Source organism: Planomonospora sp. ID82291 (assembly GCF_015711645.1).
Taxonomy (GTDB): Bacteria; Actinomycetota; Actinomycetes; order Streptosporangiales; family Streptosporangiaceae; genus Planomonospora.
The window spans coordinates 510,030-528,982 of the sequence record NZ_JABTEX010000002.1 but is presented as its reverse complement, the minus strand read 5'-3'; the positions used below and the strand labels follow the sequence as shown (position 1 = coordinate 528,982).

Here is an 18,953-nt window from a genome sequence, read left to right as displayed (position 1 = left end):
CCGCGGTCCCCGTGTCCCCCGCGGTTCCGGGACGGCGCCGGACGTCACCGCGGTTCCAGGACGGCGCCGGACGTCACCGCGGTTCCAGGACGGCGTCGGGTGGCGCCGGGCGTCACGCCGACAGCAGCGCCCGGGTGTTGTCCCAGCCTTCGAGGCCGGGGTCGAGCCATCCGAGGTCGCCGGGGGCGCGCAGGCGGTGCCAGCCGGGGCCGGTGGCGACCATCCGGCCGCCCGGGGCGCGGGCGCGCAGCGTCCCGACCGGGTCGGGGTCGTCGAATCCGGCGTCGGCCCACTCGGGATAGGGCAGGTGGGCCGCCAGCGCCACGGCGCCGCCGCCCTCCGCGGGACAGACGGCGATCCGGGCCCGTCCCAGCGCCCGGAAGAGCTTGCCGACCAGCAGCGGCGGCAGGTCGGGGGCGTCCGCGCTGACCAGGACCGCCTGCCCGCCGTACGGCAGGGCGGCGAAGGCCGCCGCCACCAGGGCGCCGCCGGACAGCCCGGGGGCGATCTCCAGGATCGGGGTCCCCGGCCAGACGATCTCCTCCAGTCCCGGCACACTCGTGACCAGGACAGGCGTCACGAAGTCGAGTCCGGCGGCCATCTCGTAGGTGTCCTCGGCTACCGCGGCCAGGAACGCGCCGGGATCGACGCCCGGGGGCGCGGCGGCGGCGGCCGTCTCGGTGACGAGGACCGCCGCCAGCCGCTCTCCGGACCGTTCCCCGACGGCCGGGTCCCCGGCCGTCACCACTCCTCCGCGGCGCCGTTGGCCGCCATGGAGAATCCTTCGAGGAAGCCCCGCGCCCGCTCGGCCTTGGGGTAGCGTTCCACCAGGGTCCAGAACCGGGGGCCGTGGCTCGGCACGAGCAGGTGCACCAGCTCGTGCATGATCACGTAGTCGACCACCCAGGCGGGCATGCCCCGCAACCGCGTGGAGATCCTGATGGTGCCGTGGTCGGGGGTGCACGAGCCCCAGCGGTGCCGCTGGTTCTCCACCCATCGCACGCTCGACGGCAGGGCCGCCCCGTCGAGGTAGCGGGCGGACAGGTCGACGGCCCGCTCCATCAGGTCGTCGTCCGAGGGGCGTCTTCGCTGCTCCTTGGCGGCGAGCCGGTCGAGCATCCGGCGCACCCACTGCTCCTCATCGGTCCTGCTCAGGCCGTCTGGGAGCAGCACGACCGTTTTCTCGCCGTCGCGGTACGCAGAAACGGTCCGCCGACGACGAGAACTTCGACGAACCTCGACTGTCTCGGGGGGCACCTATGCACGGTAGCCGAGAATGGTTAATTCCCACCAGAGGGCGGGGGACGTTCCTGCTGGTCAATCACCGTTCGTGGATTGTTCAGCGAGACCGGGCGGTTATGACCATGGCTTATCGAATTAACGTGGATATCGCCTGTCTCAGGAGTTCCCGAATCGCGGGGACCGGCGTTCTCTCTGAGCGGCCAGCCCTTCCCGCAGGTCTCCCGTGGCCATCGTCACCGGCTGGGCCAGGGACTCCCAGCGCAGCGCGGCGTCGAGGTCGGCGTGGCCGCCGCCCGCGAGGGCGACCTTGGTCAGCCGGGTGGCGACGGGGGCGTTGGCCGCCGTCGCCGACGCGATCCCCAGCACCTCCGCCAGGAGCGACTCCCGGGGGAACGCCCTGGTGACGAGCCCCGTGACGGCCGCCTCCGCGCCGAGCACCGTCCGCCCGGTCAGCAGCATCTCCCTGGCCACGCCGACGCCCGCGACCCTGGGCAGCAGGTAGGTCGCCGCCATGCCGGGGTGCAGGCCCAGCGAGGTGAAGGGGACGAGCAGCTTGGCGTCCTCGGCCGCGTAGACCAGGTCGCAGGCGAGGGCGAAGCAGAGGCCCGCTCCGACCGCGGCGCCGTTGATCGCGGCGATGGTCGGCACCTCCAGCTCCGCGATCGACAGCCACGTCCGGTAGAACCCCAGCATCCGGTCACGCAGGGCGGGCACGTTCTCCGCGCCCCGCTCCGCCAGCCAGGACAGATCCCCTCCCGAGCAGAACGCGCTTCCCGCCCCGGTGACGACGACGCACCGCGCGTCCCCGTCCCGCTTCAGGCCGTCGACGGCCCGTCGCCACTCCTCGGTCATCCCATCGGTCATCGCGTTGCGCCGGTCGGGACGGTTCAGGGTGAGCACCACGACGCCGTCGTCCCGCCGGTCGACCAAGAGCTCGTTCATGTCGGGATCGTAGTGGACACCGGGCCGCCGACGGCCGGACCCGCAACACACCGGACAGATCGTCGTCCCCCTCATCCGCGGCCGTCCGGGTCATCCGGGTCATTCATCGTCCACAGCGGGCGGTCCTCGCTCCGGGGTTTTCCACAGGTCCCGGAAGGCTCCGCCGGGCCCGGCCGGCCCGTGACACGCTGAGCGCCTCCTCCCCAGGAAGGCCACGATGAGACCACGTCTGAAGCCCGCGCTCCGCCGGATCACCCGTGACGAGCGCACCCTGCAGTTCGGCGTGCACCCCGGGCACGCGGTCGTGCTCACCGATCTCGAACCCCGGGTCCGGCGCTGGGTCGAGAGCCTCGACGGCGTGCGCGACCTCGCGGCGGTGCTGGCGGCCGCGGCCGACGCCGGGATCGGGGAGGAGCGCGGGCGGGTCCTGCTCGATCTGCTGGTCGACCGAGGGCTGGTGGAGGACGCCGGGGCGGCCTCGCGTCCGCCGCGCGCGCTCACGCTGGCCGAGCGCGACCGGCTCCAGCCCGATCTGGACGCCCTCTCCCTGGCTCCCGGCACGACCGACGGCGGACTCTCCGTCCTGGAGCGCAGACGCGCCGCCCAGGTGCGGGTGTACGGCGCGGGCCGGGTGGGCGCACAGATCGTCTCCGTGCTCGCCGCCTCCGGAGTGGGGCGGCTCTGCGTGGTCGATCCCGGTACGGCCCGGCCCCGGGACGTCGCCCCCGGCGGCCTCACCCCCGAGGAGGTGGGGATGAGCCGGCAGGAGGGCGCGATGGCCGTGGCCCGGCGCATCGCCCCCGCTCTCATGGCGTGGACCGGAAAGGAGGCGGCCCACCTCTCCGACGGTGCCCGACGGCCCGACCTGGTGGTGCTCGCGCCGGTGGGGCCGCTGGACGGCCTGCTCGTACGCGATCTGATCGACTGGAGCGTCCCGCATCTGCTGGCCTCCGCCTTCGAGGGCGCCGGGTCGGTCGGCCCCCTGGTCCTGCCGGGAAGGAGCGCGTGCCTGAACTGCCTCGATCTCGCCCGGCGCGACCGTGATCCGGGGTGGCCGGTCGTCAGTGCCCGACTGGGCGGTTACCCGGCGGGCGAGACCGCCTGCGGAGTGGCGGTCTCAGCCCTGGTCGCCGCCGTCGCGGCAGGTCATGCCCTTGCCTTCCTCGACGGACGAGAGCCGCCTGTGACCAACAGCACATTAGATGTATCGCCTGATTGGAGATGGAAACAGCGATCCTGGAACGTTCACCCTCTATGTCGTTGCTTCCGAAACCAGTTCGGTTCGCCGACAATGGTCGCGTCGGCTATCTGCCGGTGACAGACACCACCGCGAAGGGAGGGAGCGGCGTATCGCGCTCCACGGAGGGCACGCCGCGAACCAAGGTGAGTGACCTTCCGCGCCGCGCCGTCACGCGCTCCGCCAAGCTGGCGGCTCTTCCCATCGGTTTCGCCGGACGCACCGCCCTCGGTCTGGGGAAACGCATCGGGGGCAAATCAGCCGAGATCGTCGCCCAGGAGATCCAGGAGCGGACCGCCGAGCAGATCTTCAAGGTCCTCGGCGAGCTCAAGGGCGGAGCCATGAAGCTCGGTCAGGCGCTGTCCATCTTCGAGGCCGCCCTGCCTCCGGAGGTCGTCGGCCCCTACCGTGCGACCCTGACCAAGCTGCAGGACGCCGCCCCTCCCCTTCCCGCCACGACCGTGCACAAGGTGCTCACCGAGCAGTTGGGAGACGACTGGCGGGAGAACTTCCAGTCGTTCGAGGACCTGCCCACCGCGGCCGCCTCGATCGGGCAGGTGCACAAAGCCGTCTGGCACGACGGCCGCACGGTCGCCGTCAAGATCCAGTATCCGGGGGCCGGAAAGGCGCTGCTCTCCGACTTCACCCAGCTCGCCCGCCTCGGCAAGCTCTTCGGAGTGCTGCTGCCCGGTCTCGACATCAAGGCCGTGCTCGCCGAACTGCGCGAGCGGATCGTCGAAGAGCTCGACTATCTGCGTGAAGCCGAGGCCCAGCACGCCTTCGCCCAGGCGTTCAAGGACGACCCCGACTTCCTGATCCCGGACGTCATCGCCGCCAACGAGCAGATCCTGGTCTCGGAGTGGGTGGACGGCACCCCGTTGTCACGCGTCATCGCCGACGGGACCAAGGAGGAGCGCGACCGTGCTGGGCTGCGGTTCGTCCGGTTCCTGTTCTGCTCCCCCTCCCGGGCGGGCATGCTCCACGCCGACCCCCACCCCGGCAACTTCCGGATCACCGAGGACGGGCGGATGTGCGTGCTCGACTTCGGCGCGGTCAACCGGATGCCCGACGGCTACCCGCCGGTCTTCGGCATACTGACCCGCATCTTCAATCAGGGCGACATGGAGAGCGTGATCCAGGGCCTGCGCGACGAGGGCTTCATCCTCCCGCACATCGAGGTGGACCCCGAGGCCCTGCGCGCGTTCCTCGCCCCCTACGTCGAGCCGACCGCCGTGGAGGAGTTCACCTTCAGCCGCGAGTGGCTGCAGCAGCAGGCCGCCACCGCCACGGACCTGCGTCCCGGCAACGTGGTGCGCCAGCTCAACCTTCCGGTCTCCTACGTCCTCATCCACCGGGTGCACGCGGCCGGCGTGGGCGTGCTCTGCCAGCTCGGCGCCACCGCCCGCTTCCGCGACGAGGTCATCCGCTGGGTCCCGGGGTTCGCCGCGGAGGAACCCGGCCAGGAGCCCACCGAGGACGCCATCGCAAGCTGAGCGCCCGCAGCCGGGCTGAGCACCCGCATCCGGTGGGTCCGGATGCCCAGGTGAGCGACGTGTCGCCCACCGTGTACCGGGCCTCCGCGGGAAAACGGGAAAGGGCGGTCTCACCGGAGACCGCCCTTTCCTCGTACTGTCACGGCGGGTGCCGTGCCGTGCTTCCCGCCCGCCGCTCCCCGGTGCCGGGCTCCGTCGAGCCCGGCCGCCCGCGGCGGTTGTCGACCCCGGCCCGGCGGCCTTCGGCGGTCACCGGTCCGGGGGACGTGGCCGCCCCGGACGTTGGGGAGGCGGTCCTGGCGGAGAGGATCAGACCAGGGTCAGGAGCGCCTGGCGAAGGCGCGCGGAGGCGCGTTCCGCGTCGCGCCGGGCGCGCCGGAGCCGCTGGACTCCGGCCGCGCGGCGGTGCTCTTCCGCCTCCCGGTGGAGCGTCCGTATTCGGTCACGCACCAATTCCTCATGCATAGATGGCAGGTCCAGGCCTCGGCCGGTGAAGAAGGTCATCGGAAGCGGTCCTCTCTGGGAACTCTCAGAACGTTCGGTCGATCATCGGGTCGGGCGGTGACCGGTCAGGCTGCGACCGGGGTCTTGCGGGGACGTCCGCGCGGACGCTTCCTCGGGACGACGGCCCCCCGCAGGATGAGCTCTCCGCCCCAGACGCCCCACGGCTCCTCGCGCTCGAGCGCGCGGGCCAGGCAGGCCTGCTGGATCGGGCAGCCCCCGCAGAGCGCCTTGGCGAACTCCACGTCCTCCGGGGACTCGGCGAACCAGAGGTCGGGGTCGGTACGACAGGGGATTTCGGCTTCGTCGATCAGGTCCATGATCGTCTTGGCCCCCATCTGCTTCACCTCTCTGTTGGGTGTGGGTCTTGCGGTTACCTCGTGGGTGGGGGTCAGGATGTGCGGCAAAACAAGAAGGCCGCGGATCCTGTCTGCGGATCCGCGGCCTGGTGGCTCTCCCTCGTCAGGTCATATGACCTGAGGGTGCCTCCAGGGTTGCGGACCGCGCAGCCCACCGTTTCCGGTGTGCTCGGTCTGCTGTGCGTAGTCGCCGGCTTCTGCCGCCGGGGCAGCCGGAACGCCCGTCGCCGGAATGGCGAGCAGGGCGGCCTCACGGCTGACCTGGACCTGGAAGATGACGGACTCGTCCCGTCGCATGGGGACGACCGCTGCATCCGCGAGGATGATCTGGCCGCCGAAGACGGGCAGGGTGGTGCCAGGGCGTGCGGAAGTGAGTCCCGGCTGGGCCGACATCAGGTTGATCTTCACAGCGGACTCACCTCCATTCGTAGATCGCCGGACGGATCGTCCGACTCGCTTGACCAAGACCCTAAACCCGGTCACCGGGAAGGGGCAACACATTTTCTACCTGCAGTTTTACGGCTCCAGCACGCGGATCATCGCCTCCTGCACCACGGACACCGCCAGGTCGCCGGAGCGGGTGAACATCTGCCCCCGGGCCAGCCCCCGCGCCGCCCCCGACCAGGGCGATTCCTGGGCGTACAGCATCCAGTCGTCGACGCGGAAGGGCCGGTGGAACCACATCGCGTGGTCCAGCGAGGCCCCGGAGAGGTTGGAGGCCCCCCAGGCCAGGCCGTGGGCCAGCAGCACCGTGTCGACCAGGGTGAAGTCCGAGGCGTAGGCGGCCAGGACCACGTGGAGCAGCGGGTCGTCGGGCAGGTCCGCGTCGTAGCGGAACCACACGTTCGTCTCCGCCCCGCGCAGCCCGGGGTCGCGGTGCGCCTCCCAGGTGAGCGGGGTCACGTAGCGGGAGTCCACCGGGCGCGGCCGGGTCAGCCACTCGCGCCACGGCGAGTCCTCCCCCACGACCTCCCGCATCCGCTCCTGGATCGTGGGCAGCTCCTCCGGCGCGGCGACCTGCGGCATCACCGCCGCCTGGTGCTCGACCCCGCTCTCGGCGACGTGGAAGGAGGCCGACATGGTGAAGATCGCCTTGCCGTGCTGGACGGCCACGACCCGGCGCGTGGTGAACGACCGCCCGTCGCGGACCCGCTCCACGTTGTAGACGATCGGGATTGCCGGGTCCCCCGGCCGGATGAAGTAGGCGTGCAGCGAGTGGACGTCCCGGTCCGCCGGGACCGTACGGCCCGCGGCGACCAGCGCCTGGGCGGCCACCTGCCCGCCGAAGACGCGCTGGATGCGCTCCTCGGGGCTGCGCCCCCGGTAGATGTCGAGCTCGATCTGCTCCAGGTCGAGCAGGTCCAGCAGCTCCTTGAGAGCCTCGTTCACGCGTCCTCCGTCTGGTCTCCGGCCGCACGGCAGATGGCGAGCACCGCCTCGCCGTACCGCTCCAGTTTGACGCGCCCTATACCCGTTATCGCCATCAGGTCCTGTTCGGAGGTCGGCGCCCGCTCCGCGATGGCCTGCAACGTGACGTCGGTGAAGATCACGTAGGACGGCACCTTGGCCTCCTTGGCCGCCCCCGCGCGCCACGCCTTGAGCCGCTCCAGCAGGGCCTCGTCGTAGTCGACGGGGCAGGCGGCGCACCGGCCGAGCTTCTGCTCGGCGGCGGCGGCCAGCGTCTTGCCGCAGACCCGGCAGCTCACCGTCGCGGCCGCCGTACGGCGCTCGCGGGGGGCGACCGGGGTGCGGACCCGCGCGGGGCGGCCGGCGAGGCCGTCGAGGAAGCGGGACGGCCGCCGGGGCCGCCCTCCCGGGGAGCGGGCCAGCGCCCACGACACCCCGAGGTGGATCCTGGCCCGGGTGACGCCCACGTAGAGGAGGCGCCGCTCCTCCTCGATCTGCTCCGGCGTCTTGGCGTGGACGATCGGCAGCATCCCCTCGGTGACCCCCACCAGGAAGACCGCGTCCCACTCCAGGCCCTTGGCCGCGTGCAGGGAGGCCAGCGTCACGCCCTCGACCTCCGGCGCGTGCTGCTCGGCGGCCCGCCGCTCCAGTTCGGCGACGAAGCCCGGCAGGCCGGCGCCCCGGGCGGCCAGGTCCTCCGCCAGCTCGGCCAGGGCCCGCAGCGACTCCCACTCCTCCCTGGCCTTCCCCCCCGCCGGAGGCTCGGGGGTCAGGCCGATGCCGGACAGGATGTGGTGCACGGCCGGGGCCAGGTCGTCGTCGGCCCCCGCCGAGCGGGCCGCGCCGCGCAGCAGCACGACCGCCTTGCGGACCTCGGGACGCTCGAAGAACCGGTCGGCGCCGCGTACGAGGTAGGGCACGCCCGCCTCGGCGAAGGCCTGCTCGTAGGCCTGCGACTGGGCGTTGACCCGGAAGAGCACGGCCGTCTCGCGCAGCGGGACGCCGCGGTCGGCCAGGGCCCGCACCGTGCGCGCGACGCCCGCGGCCTCGGCGGTCTCGTCGGCGTACTCGGTGAAGGCGGGTTCGGGCCCGTCGGGGCGCTGGGCGACCAGGGAGAGCCGGTGCGGGGAGCGCGCCACCTCCAGCACCCGGTTGGCCAGCGCGACCACCTGGGGCGTGGAGCGGTAGTCGCGGACCAGCTTGATCACCGCGGCGCCGGGGTGCTCGACCGGGAACCCGGTCAGGTACTGGGAGGTGGCGCCGGTGAAGGAGTAGATCGTCTGGTTGGGGTCGCCGACGACGCACAGGTCGTCGCGGTCGCCGAGCCAGGTGTCGAGCAGCAGCTTCTGCAGCGGGTTGACGTCCTGGTACTCGTCGACGACGAAGTGGCGGTACTGCTGCCTGACCTGGGCGGCCACCTCGCCGTGCTCGGTGATCAGCGCGGCGGTGAGCTCCAGGATGGTCTCGAAGTCGAGCAGGTGCCGCTCGCGGCGGAGCGTCTCGTAGGCGTCGTAGACGCGGGCCATCTCCTCGGCCGGGACCGGGGGCGTGCGGCCGATCTTCCTGACCGCCTCGGCGTAGTCCTCGGGGTGGATCTGCCCGGCCTTGGCCCACTCGATCTCGGAGGCCAGGTCGCGCGGCTCGGCCTGCGCGGCCTCCGGCCCCGCGGAGCGGCGCACGGTGCGCAGCAGCGGCAGCTTCGACTCGATCACCGCGGGCGGGTCGCCGCCGATGACGCGCGGCCAGAAGTAGGTGAGCTGGCGGAGCGCGGCCGCGTGGAAGGTACGGGCCTGCACCCCCGGCACGCCGAGCGCGCGCAGCCGCTGCCGCAGTTCTCCGGCGGCCCGTGTGGTGAAGGTCACCGCCAGCACGCCCGTGGCGTCCACCGCCCCGCTGTGCACGGCGTAGGCGATGCGGTGCGTGATGGCCCGCGTCTTGCCGGTGCCCGCCCCCGCCAGAACGCAGACGGGACCCCGTACGGCCTGGGCGACCTCACGCTGCTCGGGATCCAGTCCCGCCAGCACGTCAGCGGGCTCCATGGGGGCTCTCCTTACCAGGCCGTGACACGCCGTCCGATGACCGGGCGCCGGCGTCCTCCCGGTCGCCGGCCGGTCATGGACCATTCTGACACCATCCCGCCGCCCACCCGGGTTCCTGCTGAGATGCGCAAACAGGGTGCCTTACCCCACAATGGAGTCTTCAAGAGAACCCCGGGGGAAAGGAAAGACTCCTGTGCGAACTGCGGCAACCGTGAGCGCGCTCGCCCTGGCGGCACTGGTGCTCGCGCCCTCCGGGGTGCACGCGGACACGGCGGCGGTCCCCACAGCCCCCTCCTCCGGGACCGCGGCCACCGCCGCGGCCGTCGCCGCGCACGCCACCCAGGCCTCCACCGCATCGCGCAGGACCTCGGCGAACAGGGCCGAGCCGACGCCCGCCCCGTCGACCCCGGCGTCGGCGGACCCCGACCCGCTGGTCCAGGGCACCATCGTCGACACCGTCGCGTACGGCAGGCACGCCCGGCAGCGCATGGACGTCTGGCACCAGACCGACGAACTGCGGCGGCCGGGGGTCTTCCTGATCCACGGCGGCTGGTGGTCGTCGGGCGACAAGAAGTACATGACCGAGGTCAGCCGGAGTTACGCCGAGCTCGGATACACCGTCTTCACCATCAACTACCGGCTCTCGTCCGACGCGCCGTGGCCCGCCCAGCGCACCGACACCCTCGACGCCATCGCCACCGCGCGGCGGCACGCCGCCCTGTGGTCCTTCGACCCGAACAACTACGTGGTCGTGGGGTTCTCGGCGGGCGGTCATCTCGCCACCGCGGCCGGCACCTACAAGAGCGGCCTGCCGGGTCTGAAGGGCGTGGTCGGCATCTCACCGGTGGTCTCCCCGCTCACGGCCTACCTCGACGGCGCCGAGACCCTGGATCTGAACAAGCGCAAACTGCGCGAGTCCGCCATCCGGCTCGCCGGAGGCTGCGAGCCCTCGGGCAAGTGCGCGAGGATCTGGCAGAGCATGGAGGTGCCGGAGCACGCGAGCCGGGGCGACGCCCCCGTGCTGAGCGTGCACTCGGCGGACGAGTTCGTGCCGTCCAGCCACAGCGAGCAGCTGCGCGACCGCCTCCGGCAGGTCGGGGTCGAGGTCACGGTGCTGACCGAGGCGGGGATCAACCACAGCGCCCCCCTCTACCGGATGCCGGGTGTGGCGGAGCGGGTGCAGGAGTGGATCGCGGACAAGGTCTTCTAGTCCGCCGGGAAGACCGGACGCCCCCCGGATGTTGCCAATGAGCGCGAACATCGTCTGAAGGGGTTTCCAACGCCATGGCGCTCACCGTTTACACCACCACCTGGTGCGGTCCCTGCAAGCGGCTGAAGGCTCAGCTGACCAGGGAGGGCATCGCCTACCAGGAGATCGACATCGAGCGGAACCCCGATGCCGCCGAGTTCGTCATGAGCGTCAACAACGGCAACCAGACCGTGCCGACGGTCGTCGTCGAGTCCCCCGCCGGGCGGGTGGCCGTGACGAACCCCTCCGTCGCCGAGGTGAAGCGGCTCCTCGGAAGCGCCGCCTGAGCCGTTTCCGGCCGGTGAGGGCGGGACACCGGCCCGCCCGCGGCGGGCTCCGCCCCGCGGCCGGGCGGACCTGCCCCGGCCCCGCGGCCGGGCGAGCCTGCCGCGCGACCGGGCGGACCCTTCGGGATCCTCCCGGTCGCGGCCGGGTCTACCCCGCGCTGGCGCCGCTTCGGGTGCGGTGGATCGTGGCGCCGTTGCGGTCCGCCGTGAAGTGGAGTTCCTCGAAGAAGACCTTGCCCGATCCGTCGGTGTAGGCCCGCACGATCTTCAGGCTCGCACCGTCGATGGTGGCCCGCGCGTCGGAGCGCTGCCACAGGGCGCCGTCGTCGGCCAGCACGGCCCCGGCTCCGCCGAGTGCGAGGGTCGGGGCCAGCACCCCGACGGCGGCGAGGCGGCACACTGTCTTCTTGATCATTTCTTTCCCTTCGCGAGGGCCTGCAGGGGTTCGGTCGTCCGTCCCTGCCGCCTGCCGGCGAGGCGGGCCGGGATGCCCGACTCCATACCCGGCACCCGTCCCCCAAAACACGAAGAGTATCCGTTCAAACACGTAAAGTGAACGACGACGCGGACACCCCGCCGGCAGCAGCCGCACCCGTCCGCCCGCCGGTGGAGGCTCACCCGCAGGCGGCCCGCCCAGAGGCGGCCCGGCCGGTCACCAGTCCCCGTCGAGCCTTCCGCCGTACCAGGTCTCGATCAGCCGGCGGGCGATCGACACCGGCGGCGGCAGGCGCACCTCACCGCTCTCCATCGCGGCCAGCAGTTCGGCGCGGCCGAACCAGCGGGCCTCGGCGATCTCCTCGCGGTCGGGGACGAGCTCGGTGGAGAGCGCCCGGGCGAAGAAGCCGAGCATCAGGCTGCGCGGGAACGGCCAGGGCTGACTGCCCAGGTAGCGCGGGGCGGCGACCCGCACGCCGACCTCCTCCGCCACCTCCCGGACCACCGCGCCCTCCAGCGACTCGCCGGGCTCCACGAACCCGGCGAGCACCGACAGCCGCCCCTCGGGCCACTGCGGGCCCCGGGCCAGCAGGCACCGGTCCTCCTCGTCGTGCACCAGCATGATCACGGCGGGGTCCACCCGGGGGAAGTGCTGGCTGCCGTCCTGCGGACAGGCCCGCACGTGCCCGCCCGTCCGGACCTCCGTACGGCTCCCGCAGCGCGGGCAGAACTCGTGGGTGGAGTGCCAGGACTCCAGGGCGACCGCGTAGACCAGCAGACCGGCGTCCAGATCGCCGAGGAGCGCGCCGACCTGGCGCAGACCTGCCGGGACGGCCTCCCCCTCCGGCCAGGCCGCCGGGTCCCGCGGCGGGACGATCCTGGCGCCCGGCTCCTCGCGGACGGCGCCCTCGATCGGGGCGGCCACCGCGAAGTAGGCGGTGCCGCCGGCGTCCACGCCGAGCAGGTAGCGCTCGCCCTCCGGCGCCTCCCCCGGAGACCGCAGGACGAGGCCGACCGCCCCGCCCTCCGCTCTGACCAGGGCCTGACCGCCGTCGACGACCAGGACCCGGGTCGCGGGGTCCGCCCACGCCCGCTCGATCCACCCGGCGTCCCCGCGGCGCGCGGCCGAGCGGTCGACGGCGCCGCGCGCGAGCAGCAGCGGTCCCAGTGGTCCTTCGTCTGCCGTGATGTCCACGCCGTCACACCCTCCCCGAGCCGGACACATCCTAACGACGCTCCGCGCGCGGCCCTTCACCGCCACGGATGCGCGGCCCCCGGAGGCCGCGTGGACGGCCGGACGGCGGGACGGCGGGACGGCGGCCGCTCCGCGCGGCGGGGCCTCCACCGGCCGCCCTTCCCGCGGGGGTGACGCCTGAGGAGGCACGGCCCATGATGTCCACCGTAGGCGTCGCCCGGGGAGCGCAGGAGGAGGCGACGGTGAGAGGCTTCTCGTCTTCCCGCGAACGGGACATCGATGACGATTCCCCGGTCCCGTCACATGATGATCTCCGTTCGGCTACGATGCCGCTGGTTAGGTTAGCCTTACCTGATATCGGGGGTTCGCATTGCGGCTGTACCTCACCACGCTCAAACCGACCGACTCCGTCACCGACGGGTTCCTGCCCGCCGCCCGTGCGCTGGGTTGCGACGTCACCATCCTGACCGACCGGCCGGAGCGGTACGCCGCGTCCGGAGCCGAGACGCTCGCCTGCGACGTGCGCGACGCGCGGGCGGTGATCGACGTCATCGCGCACCACCACCCGCCCGCCGCGGTCTTCTCCAACTCCGACCACATCCAGGCCGAGACCGCCCTGGCCGCCGCCTACTTCGACCTGCCGGGCAAGGACTGGCGGGCGTGTGCGACGGCCAAGAACAAGGCGCTCACCCGGCGGCGGCTGGCCGCGGCCGGCGTGGAGAGCGTGCGCTCCGTACGGCTCGCGCCGGACGCTCCGGTGCCCGGCGGGGACGGTTCCGCACCCGGCGGGGACGTGCCGCTGCCCGCCGTGGTCAAGCCGAGCCAGGGCGTCGCCAGCGAGGACGTCGTGCTGGTCCGGGACGGGCGCGAGCTGGCCGAGGCCGTCCGGGCGATCCGCGCGCGCCGGCCGGGCGAGACCCTGGTCGTGGAGGAGTACCTCGACGGCCCGCTGCACACGCTGGAGACCCTGGGCGACGGCCGGACCGTCCGGGTGCTCGGCGGCTTCCGGACCACGCTCGGGCCGCTGCCGCACTTCGTGGAGGAGCGGCTGGACTGGGAGCCGCCGCCCGCGGCCGACCACGTGCTCCGGGCGCTGCGGGCCCTGGGCGTGGGTTTCGGGGCCTGCCACACCGAGTACGTGATGACGGCGGACGGACCGCGGATCATCGAGGTCAACTACCGGGTGATCGGCGACCACTGCGACTTCCTCCTCGCCGACCTGCTGGGCGTCCCGCTCTTCGAGCGGATCCTCGGCGTGCACCTCGGCCTGGGCCTCGGCCCGGATCCCGGGTCGGGCCCCGGGCGCGCCGCCGGGCACGGAACCGCTCTGAGCCTGGTGGCGGAGCGGTCGGGGACCGTGACGAGGGCCCCCGGGATCACGGCGCCCTCCCCCGGCGATCACGTGCGGCTCTGGCACCGGCCGCTCCGGTCGGTGGGCGACCGTATCGACCGGAGCCATACGAACCGCGACTATCTGGGCATCGTCCGCGCCGTCGGACCCGACCGGGCGAGCGTGGACGAGGCCGTCTCGGCCTTCACCGCCGCCGACCCCTGGGTGATCTCGTGATCGCGGAACACGCCGTCACCGGGCGGGAGCCGTACCTCGCGGCCCGGGTCCTGGACGCCCTGCTGCGGGAGGACTACGGCGGCCTGGCCGGGCGGGTGGCCCGGCGCAAGGACGGCGTCGTCCTCCACCTGCCGGGGCCGGGCGGACGCCTGGTCCGGCTGGTGCCGGGCTCGCCGTTCCAGGACTTCACCGTCGCCCCCGCCGAGCGCCTCGGCCTGCCCGAGGTGCTCGGCGCCCTGCGGGCGGTCGCGCACCCGGCGGACGCCGCGGGGGTCGAGGCGTTCGCCGGGGAGTGCCTCCAGGCCCTGCGCGCCCTCGACCTGCACGACGCCCACCGCCGGGACGTGCTCGCCCGGCTGCGGCGCGGCCCGGCCGGATCCGCCCGCTACGAGGCGCTGGCGGCCTTCCTCGACCATCCCGTCTACCCGACGGCGCGCTGCCGTGCCGGGCTCTCGGACGAGGACCTGACGGCCTACGCGCCGGAGTTCGCCCCGAGCTTCGCGCTGCGGTGGGCGGCGGTGCCCCGCGAGCGGGTGACCGGTTCCGCCCCCGGCGGGCCGCCGATGGCGCCGGACTTCGCCCGCGTCGGGCTGCCCGGAGGGCTCGCGGACACGCACGCGCTGTTCCCGGTGCACCCGCTGGCGCTCCCCGCCGTCCGCGCGATCCCGTGGGCGGTCGTGGCGCCGGAACCGTACCTGACCGTCCGGCCCACCCTGTCCATGCGCACGGTCGAGGTGGACGCGCGCACGCACCTGAAGCTGCCGCTGCCCACCAGCACGCTGGGCCTGCGCAACCGGCGGTCGATCAAGCCGGGCACGCTGGCGGACGGAGCCCGGGCCGAGCTGCTGCTGCGCCGGATCGCCGGTCCGCGGCTCCTCCTGGCCGACGAGCAGCTCCACGCCCACACCGGGCACGAGTACCTCGCCTGGCTCGTCCGCCGGCTCCCGCCGGGTGAGATCGTCCCCGTGGCCGCGCTGCTCGCCCCCCTGCCGGGCGGCGGCACGGTCGCCGAGGAGCTCGCCGCGCGGCGGCACGGCGGCGGAGCGGGGGGCCGCGGCGCCGGCGGTGTCGACGGTGTCGGCGGTGTCGGCGTCGAGGCGCTGCTGACCGAGTACCTCCGCCCGCTGTTCGCCTCCGGGGTGCGGCTCTTCGTCCGGTACGGCGTCGCGCTGGAGGCCCACCAGCAGAACCTCGCGCTCGTGCTGGACGGCGACGGCCCCCCGCGACTGCTGGTCAAGGACAACGACGGGCTGCTGGCCTCGCCGGGCCGCCTGCGGGCCGCGGGGACCGCCGTCCCGGACTTCGCCGACGGGCGCATGCTCACCGACGACCCGCACGCGCTCGCCGACGTGTTCGTGACCATCACCCTGCACCTGGCCGCCGCCGCGCCGGCCTTCGGCGCGCTGCCGCCCGCGCGGGCCTCCCGGCTGCTGCGGGACACGCTCGCCGAGGCGCTGGAGCCGTACGGCGACGACCCGGCGGCCCGGCTGCTGCGGGCCAGGACCCTCGACGCCGCCCGGCTCGTCGGCAAGTCGATGGTCACCGCCGGGACGCTGGTGGACAAGGCGCGCACCGGAGCGCGCGACGTGAACAAGTTCTACGGCACCAGCGGCCCCAACTACCTCCGCCATCCTCCCGCGGCCGTCCGGCCCGTGATCACCCAGAGGACCCCATGACCGCTCCCGTTCTCGACCCCGTTCTCGCCTCCCCGGCCGCCGTCGCCGAGGAGGCGACGCTGGCCGCGCTGCTGCGCTGCGCCGTACGGGAGGTCGCCGGGCCGCGCGGCCGGGTCCGGCGGGACGGGCCCCACCTGCTGCTGCACGTGGCGGGCACCCCGCTGCGGGTGCGGACGCACGGCGGGCTCGCGCTCCGGTTCACCGGTCCCGCCGAGTGGCACCGCGACGGCTGCTGGCACCCGCTCTCCGCCGACCGGCTCGTCCGGCTGCTGGAGGCCGAGCTGGGCGGGGGCAACGACGAGTTCGCCGCCCAGGTGCGGTCGAGCCGGGCGGCCGTGGCCGCGCTGCTGGAACGCCGCCGCGACGCCGTCCCCCCGGCCGATCCGTGGCTGGCGTCCGAACAGGCGCTGGTCTTCGGGCACCCCTTCCATCCCAGCCCCAAGGCGCGGGGCGGCGGTTCCGACGGCCCCGACGGCCCCCGCCGTCCGGAGGGGGACGGGGCGCACCGCGCGGGCACCTCGCACGACGGCGGGACCGTCCGGCGCCGCGGCGGGATCCACGACGGGAGCGCCCGGGACGGCGGGACCCGTGACGCGGCCTCCGGCGCGGGCTGGCTCGCCTACGCCCCGGAGGCGCACGCGGGCTTCCCGCTCCGGCTGCTCGGGGTCCGGCACGACGTGCTGGCCGGGGCGGGCGAGACGACGGCGCTGGACGCGCTGGGCTGCGCGCCGCCCGGGTACGCGCTGCTGCCCGCCCACCCCTGGCAGCTCGACCTGCTCGCCGCCGAGCTGGCCGCGCCGCTGGCCGACGGGCGGCTGGTCGACCTGGGACACGGCTCCCACGAGGCGGTCCCCACCTCGTCGGTCCGCACGGTCTACGAGCCGTCGATCGAACGGTGCCTGAAGTTCAGCCTGGACGTGCGGATCACCAACTGCGTCCGCAAGAACGCCTGGTACGAGCTGGCCGGGGCGGTCGAGCTGACCGCGCGCCTGGAGCCGGTCTTCCGCGACCTGGCGGAGCGGTTCCCCGGCACCCGCTGGCTCCCCGAGCCCGGCTACCGTTCGGCGGACCTCGGCACCCGGCTGCTGGAGGGGCTGAGCGTGATCGTCCGGGCGAGCCCCCGGCAGGTCTGCGGGCCGGGCGTGACCCCGCTGCTGAGCGGCGCCCTCGCCGCCTCCCCGCCCCCCGGCTCCGCCTCCCCGCTCCCCGCGTCCGCCGCCGCCGACCCGGTGCGGTGGTGGCGGGCCTACGTGGAGTGCGTCGCACCGCCGGTGCTGGAGGCCTACCTCGCCCACGGCGTGGTGCTGGAACCGCACCTGCAGAACGTCCTGGTCGGTGTGGACCCGGCGGGGACGCCGGTGGAGGCGGTCTTCCGCGACCTGGAGGGGACCAAGCTCGTCGCCGGCCGCCACGACCTGTCGGCCCTGCCGCCCCGGGTCGCCGAAGCCCTCACCTACGATGCCGCCGGCGGCTGGAACCGGGTGGTCTACTGCCTGGTCGTCAACCACCTCGCGGAGGTCGCCGCCGCGCTGGCCGGCGACGGGCCGGTGCGGGAGCTGTGGGCGGCGGCCGGGGAGGTCCTGACCGGCTACGCGGGCGCGCGGGGGTGGCCGCCGCCCCTGGCGGACCTGCTGTCGGGCGCGCCGCTGCCGGCCAAGGCCAACCTGGCGGTCCGGTGGTCACGGGCGGCGGACCGTGCGGCGGGGTACGTCGCGGTGGCCAACCCGCTGGCGGCCCCGGCGGCCAGGCCTGTCATCGGCCCACCGGCGGCGGCCGAGCCGGGCTCCGCCCGGAGCGCGCACGCGGCGGGTGCCCGATGACCTCCGAGCGCGCACACGACGGGTGCCGGACGACCTCCGAGCACGCGCACGACGGGTGCCGGACGACCTCCGAGCACGCGCACGACGGGTGCCCGGTGGTTCCGGGGGAGCCGCCCGCCTACGTCTACGACCTGCGGGAGCTGGACACCCACGTGGCCGAGGTCCGGGCGGCGCTGGACGGGGTCGAACTGCACTACGCGGTGAAGGCCAATCCCGACCCGGAGCTGCTGCGGGTGCTCGCCCGGTACGTGGACGGCTTCGAGGTGGCCTCGGGCGGGGAGCTGGCGCACGTGCGGGCGCTGTTCCCCGAGGTGCCGGTCGCGATGGGCGGTCCGGGCAAGACCGACGCCGAGCTGGCCGCCGCCGTCCGCCCGGCGGACGGCCCGGCAGGTCCGGGGAACCCGGGAGGTCCTGGCGGCTCTCGCGGCCCGGAAACCCCGGGAGGCTCGGGCGGTCGGGAAGACTCCGGCAGCCGGGGAGGCTCCGGCGGCCGGGGAGGCTCGGGCGGTCGGGGAGGCTCGGGCGGTCGGGGAGGCTCCGGCGGCCGGGGAGGCTCGGGCGGTCGGGAAGACTCGGGCGGTCGGGGAGGCTCGGGCGGCGCCCCGCCCGTCCACCGGCTGCACGTGGAGAGCCCCGGAGAGCTGCGGCGGCTGCTCGCCCTCGGGTGGCCGGCCGACGTCCTGCTCCGCGTCAACCTGGACCTGCCCGTCGAGGGGGCCTCGCTGGCCATGGGTGGCGGCGCGACCCCGTTCGGCATGGACCCCGGCGGGATCGCCGAGTGCCTCGCCCTGCTCCGCGGCCAGGACCTCCTCCGCTGGCGGGGCGTGCACGCCCACCTGGCCAGCGGGCTGGACGCACCGCGGATGCTGGGGCTGGCGGAGGCCGTCCTGGACTACGCCCGCGGGATCGGCGCGGCCGAGGTCAACCTGGGCGGCGGCATGGCCGTGTCGTACGCCGACCCGGACGCCCGGTTCGACTGGAAGGCGTACGGCGCGGGCCTGGCGGGACTCCGGCGGCCCGGCGAGGTGCTGCGGGTCGAACCGGGGCGGTCGCTCACCGTCTACTGCGGGCGGTACGTCACCCGGGTGATCGACGTCAAGCGGGTGCACGGCGAGCTGTTCGCGGTGGTCGCCGGGGGCACCCACCACCTGCGGACCCCCGCCACCAAGGGCCACGACCAGCCGCTGGCCGGCTGGACCTCGGCCGGCGGCCCGGGCGGGCCCGGCGAGCCGGTCACGATCGTCGGGCAGCTGTGCACCCCGAAGGACGTGCTGGCCAGGCGGGCGCCGGTCCGGCTGGAGCCGGGGGACGTGGTCGAGTTCGCGATGGCCGGGGCCTACGCCTGGAACATCTCCCACCACGACTTCCTGATGCACCCGCGTCCGGGCTTCCGCTACCTGCGGCCGACCGGCCTGGAGAGTTCGTCACATTGTGTAGACGGCACTGGTACGGTCGGCGACGGGATGTGAGGGGATCGACATACGATGCCAGCGTAAGGAGTCCC

General features: G+C 74.0%; 18 protein-coding genes. 8 read left to right on the top strand and 10 right to left on the bottom strand.

Annotated elements, in window-relative coordinates:
- Positions 1–112: 112 nt before the first annotated feature.
- The 3 genes from HS045_RS13370 to HS045_RS13360 form a co-directional block, all read right to left on the bottom strand.
- Positions 113–745 carry a hypothetical protein gene (locus HS045_RS13370; protein ID WP_196451647.1) on the bottom strand — a complete coding sequence of 211 codons (633 nt, stop codon included), beginning with the start codon at positions 743–745 and terminating at the stop codon, positions 113–115.
- A complete protein-coding gene (locus HS045_RS13365) occupies positions 742–1,257 on the bottom strand; it encodes a M48 family metallopeptidase (protein ID WP_196451646.1) in 516 nt (171 codons plus the stop codon). Before HS045_RS13365 ends, HS045_RS13370 begins: the two co-directional genes overlap by 4 nt.
- 141 nt (positions 1,258–1,398) lie before the next feature.
- On the bottom strand, positions 1,399–2,184 hold the full coding sequence (locus tag HS045_RS13360) for an enoyl-CoA hydratase/isomerase family protein (protein ID WP_196451644.1): 786 nt from the start codon (positions 2,182–2,184) through the stop codon (positions 1,399–1,401).
- 217 nt (positions 2,185–2,401) lie between these two features.
- On the opposite strand from HS045_RS13360, the gene HS045_RS13355 reads away from it, so the two are divergent.
- Both HS045_RS13355 and HS045_RS13350 read left to right on the top strand, forming a co-directional pair.
- Complete coding sequence (locus HS045_RS13355) at positions 2,402–3,502, top strand: ThiF family adenylyltransferase (protein WP_196451642.1); 1,101 nt, start codon at positions 2,402–2,404, stop codon at positions 3,500–3,502.
- 65 nt (positions 3,503–3,567) lie between these two features.
- Positions 3,568–4,914 (top strand): AarF/ABC1/UbiB kinase family protein, encoded by a 1,347-nt coding sequence (locus HS045_RS13350; protein ID WP_196451640.1) that lies wholly within the window; start codon positions 3,568–3,570, stop codon positions 4,912–4,914.
- A 320-nt stretch (positions 4,915–5,234) separates the two neighbouring features.
- Here the strand turns inward: HS045_RS13350 and HS045_RS35425 are convergent, their stop codons facing one another.
- The 5 genes from HS045_RS35425 to HS045_RS13330 form a co-directional block, all read right to left on the bottom strand.
- Positions 5,235–5,360, bottom strand: a complete 126-nt coding sequence (locus HS045_RS35425; RefSeq protein WP_255531807.1) for a hypothetical protein — start codon at positions 5,358–5,360, stop codon at positions 5,235–5,237.
- 123 nt (positions 5,361–5,483) lie between these two features.
- Complete coding sequence (locus tag HS045_RS13345; protein ID WP_196451638.1) at positions 5,484–5,753, bottom strand: WhiB family transcriptional regulator; 270 nt, start codon at positions 5,751–5,753, stop codon at positions 5,484–5,486.
- A gap of 129 nt (positions 5,754–5,882) precedes the next feature.
- Positions 5,883–6,182, bottom strand: a complete 300-nt coding sequence (locus tag HS045_RS13340; protein ID WP_196451637.1) for a hypothetical protein — start codon at positions 6,180–6,182, stop codon at positions 5,883–5,885.
- A 108-nt stretch (positions 6,183–6,290) separates the two neighbouring features.
- The gene (tesB, locus tag HS045_RS13335; protein WP_196451635.1) at positions 6,291–7,163 is read right to left on the bottom strand and encodes an acyl-CoA thioesterase II; all 873 of its coding nucleotides are present in this window, start codon (positions 7,161–7,163) and stop codon (positions 6,291–6,293) included.
- A complete protein-coding gene (locus HS045_RS13330) occupies positions 7,160–9,220 on the bottom strand; it encodes an ATP-dependent DNA helicase UvrD2 (protein WP_196451633.1) in 2,061 nt (686 codons plus the stop codon). The genes tesB and HS045_RS13330 overlap by 4 nt, the downstream gene beginning before the upstream one ends.
- A 193-nt stretch (positions 9,221–9,413) precedes the next feature.
- On the opposite strand from HS045_RS13330, the gene HS045_RS13325 reads away from it, so the two are divergent.
- Together HS045_RS13325 and HS045_RS13320 are read left to right on the top strand one after the other, a co-directional pair.
- A complete protein-coding gene (locus HS045_RS13325; protein WP_196451631.1) occupies positions 9,414–10,430 on the top strand; it encodes an alpha/beta hydrolase in 1,017 nt (338 codons plus the stop codon).
- A 74-nt stretch (positions 10,431–10,504) separates the two neighbouring features.
- Entirely contained in the window at positions 10,505–10,756 is a 252-nt protein-coding gene (locus HS045_RS13320) for a mycoredoxin (protein WP_196451629.1), read from the top strand.
- Between the two features lie 148 nt (positions 10,757–10,904).
- On the opposite strand, the gene HS045_RS13315 is transcribed toward HS045_RS13320, so the two are convergent.
- Positions 10,905–11,171, bottom strand: a complete 267-nt coding sequence (locus HS045_RS13315) for a hypothetical protein (protein WP_196451627.1) — start codon at positions 11,169–11,171, stop codon at positions 10,905–10,907.
- Between the two features lie 237 nt (positions 11,172–11,408).
- Positions 11,409–12,386 (bottom strand): NAD(+) diphosphatase, encoded by a 978-nt coding sequence (gene nudC, locus HS045_RS13310; protein WP_307827507.1) that lies wholly within the window; start codon positions 12,384–12,386, stop codon positions 11,409–11,411.
- Positions 12,387–12,756: 370 nt separating this feature from the next.
- Here nudC and HS045_RS13305 point away from each other — a divergent pair, with 370 nt between their 5' ends.
- Genes HS045_RS13305 through HS045_RS13290 form a run of 4 tightly spaced genes read left to right on the top strand, consistent with a single transcriptional unit; the run spans position 12,757 to position 18,918 of the window.
- On the top strand, positions 12,757–13,953 hold the full coding sequence (locus HS045_RS13305) for a siderophore biosynthesis protein (RefSeq protein WP_196451624.1): 1,197 nt from the start codon (positions 12,757–12,759) through the stop codon (positions 13,951–13,953).
- Positions 13,950–15,629, top strand: a complete 1,680-nt coding sequence (locus HS045_RS13300; RefSeq protein WP_307827506.1) for an IucA/IucC family protein — start codon at positions 13,950–13,952, stop codon at positions 15,627–15,629. The genes HS045_RS13305 and HS045_RS13300 overlap by 4 nt, the downstream gene beginning before the upstream one ends.
- On the top strand, positions 15,626–17,449 hold the full coding sequence (locus HS045_RS13295) for an IucA/IucC family siderophore biosynthesis protein (RefSeq protein WP_196451623.1): 1,824 nt from the start codon (positions 15,626–15,628) through the stop codon (positions 17,447–17,449). The genes HS045_RS13300 and HS045_RS13295 overlap by 4 nt, the downstream gene beginning before the upstream one ends.
- Complete coding sequence (locus HS045_RS13290; RefSeq protein ID WP_196451622.1) at positions 17,446–18,918, top strand: type III PLP-dependent enzyme; 1,473 nt, start codon at positions 17,446–17,448, stop codon at positions 18,916–18,918. The genes HS045_RS13295 and HS045_RS13290 overlap by 4 nt, the downstream gene beginning before the upstream one ends.
- Positions 18,919–18,953: the final 35 nt, after the last annotated feature.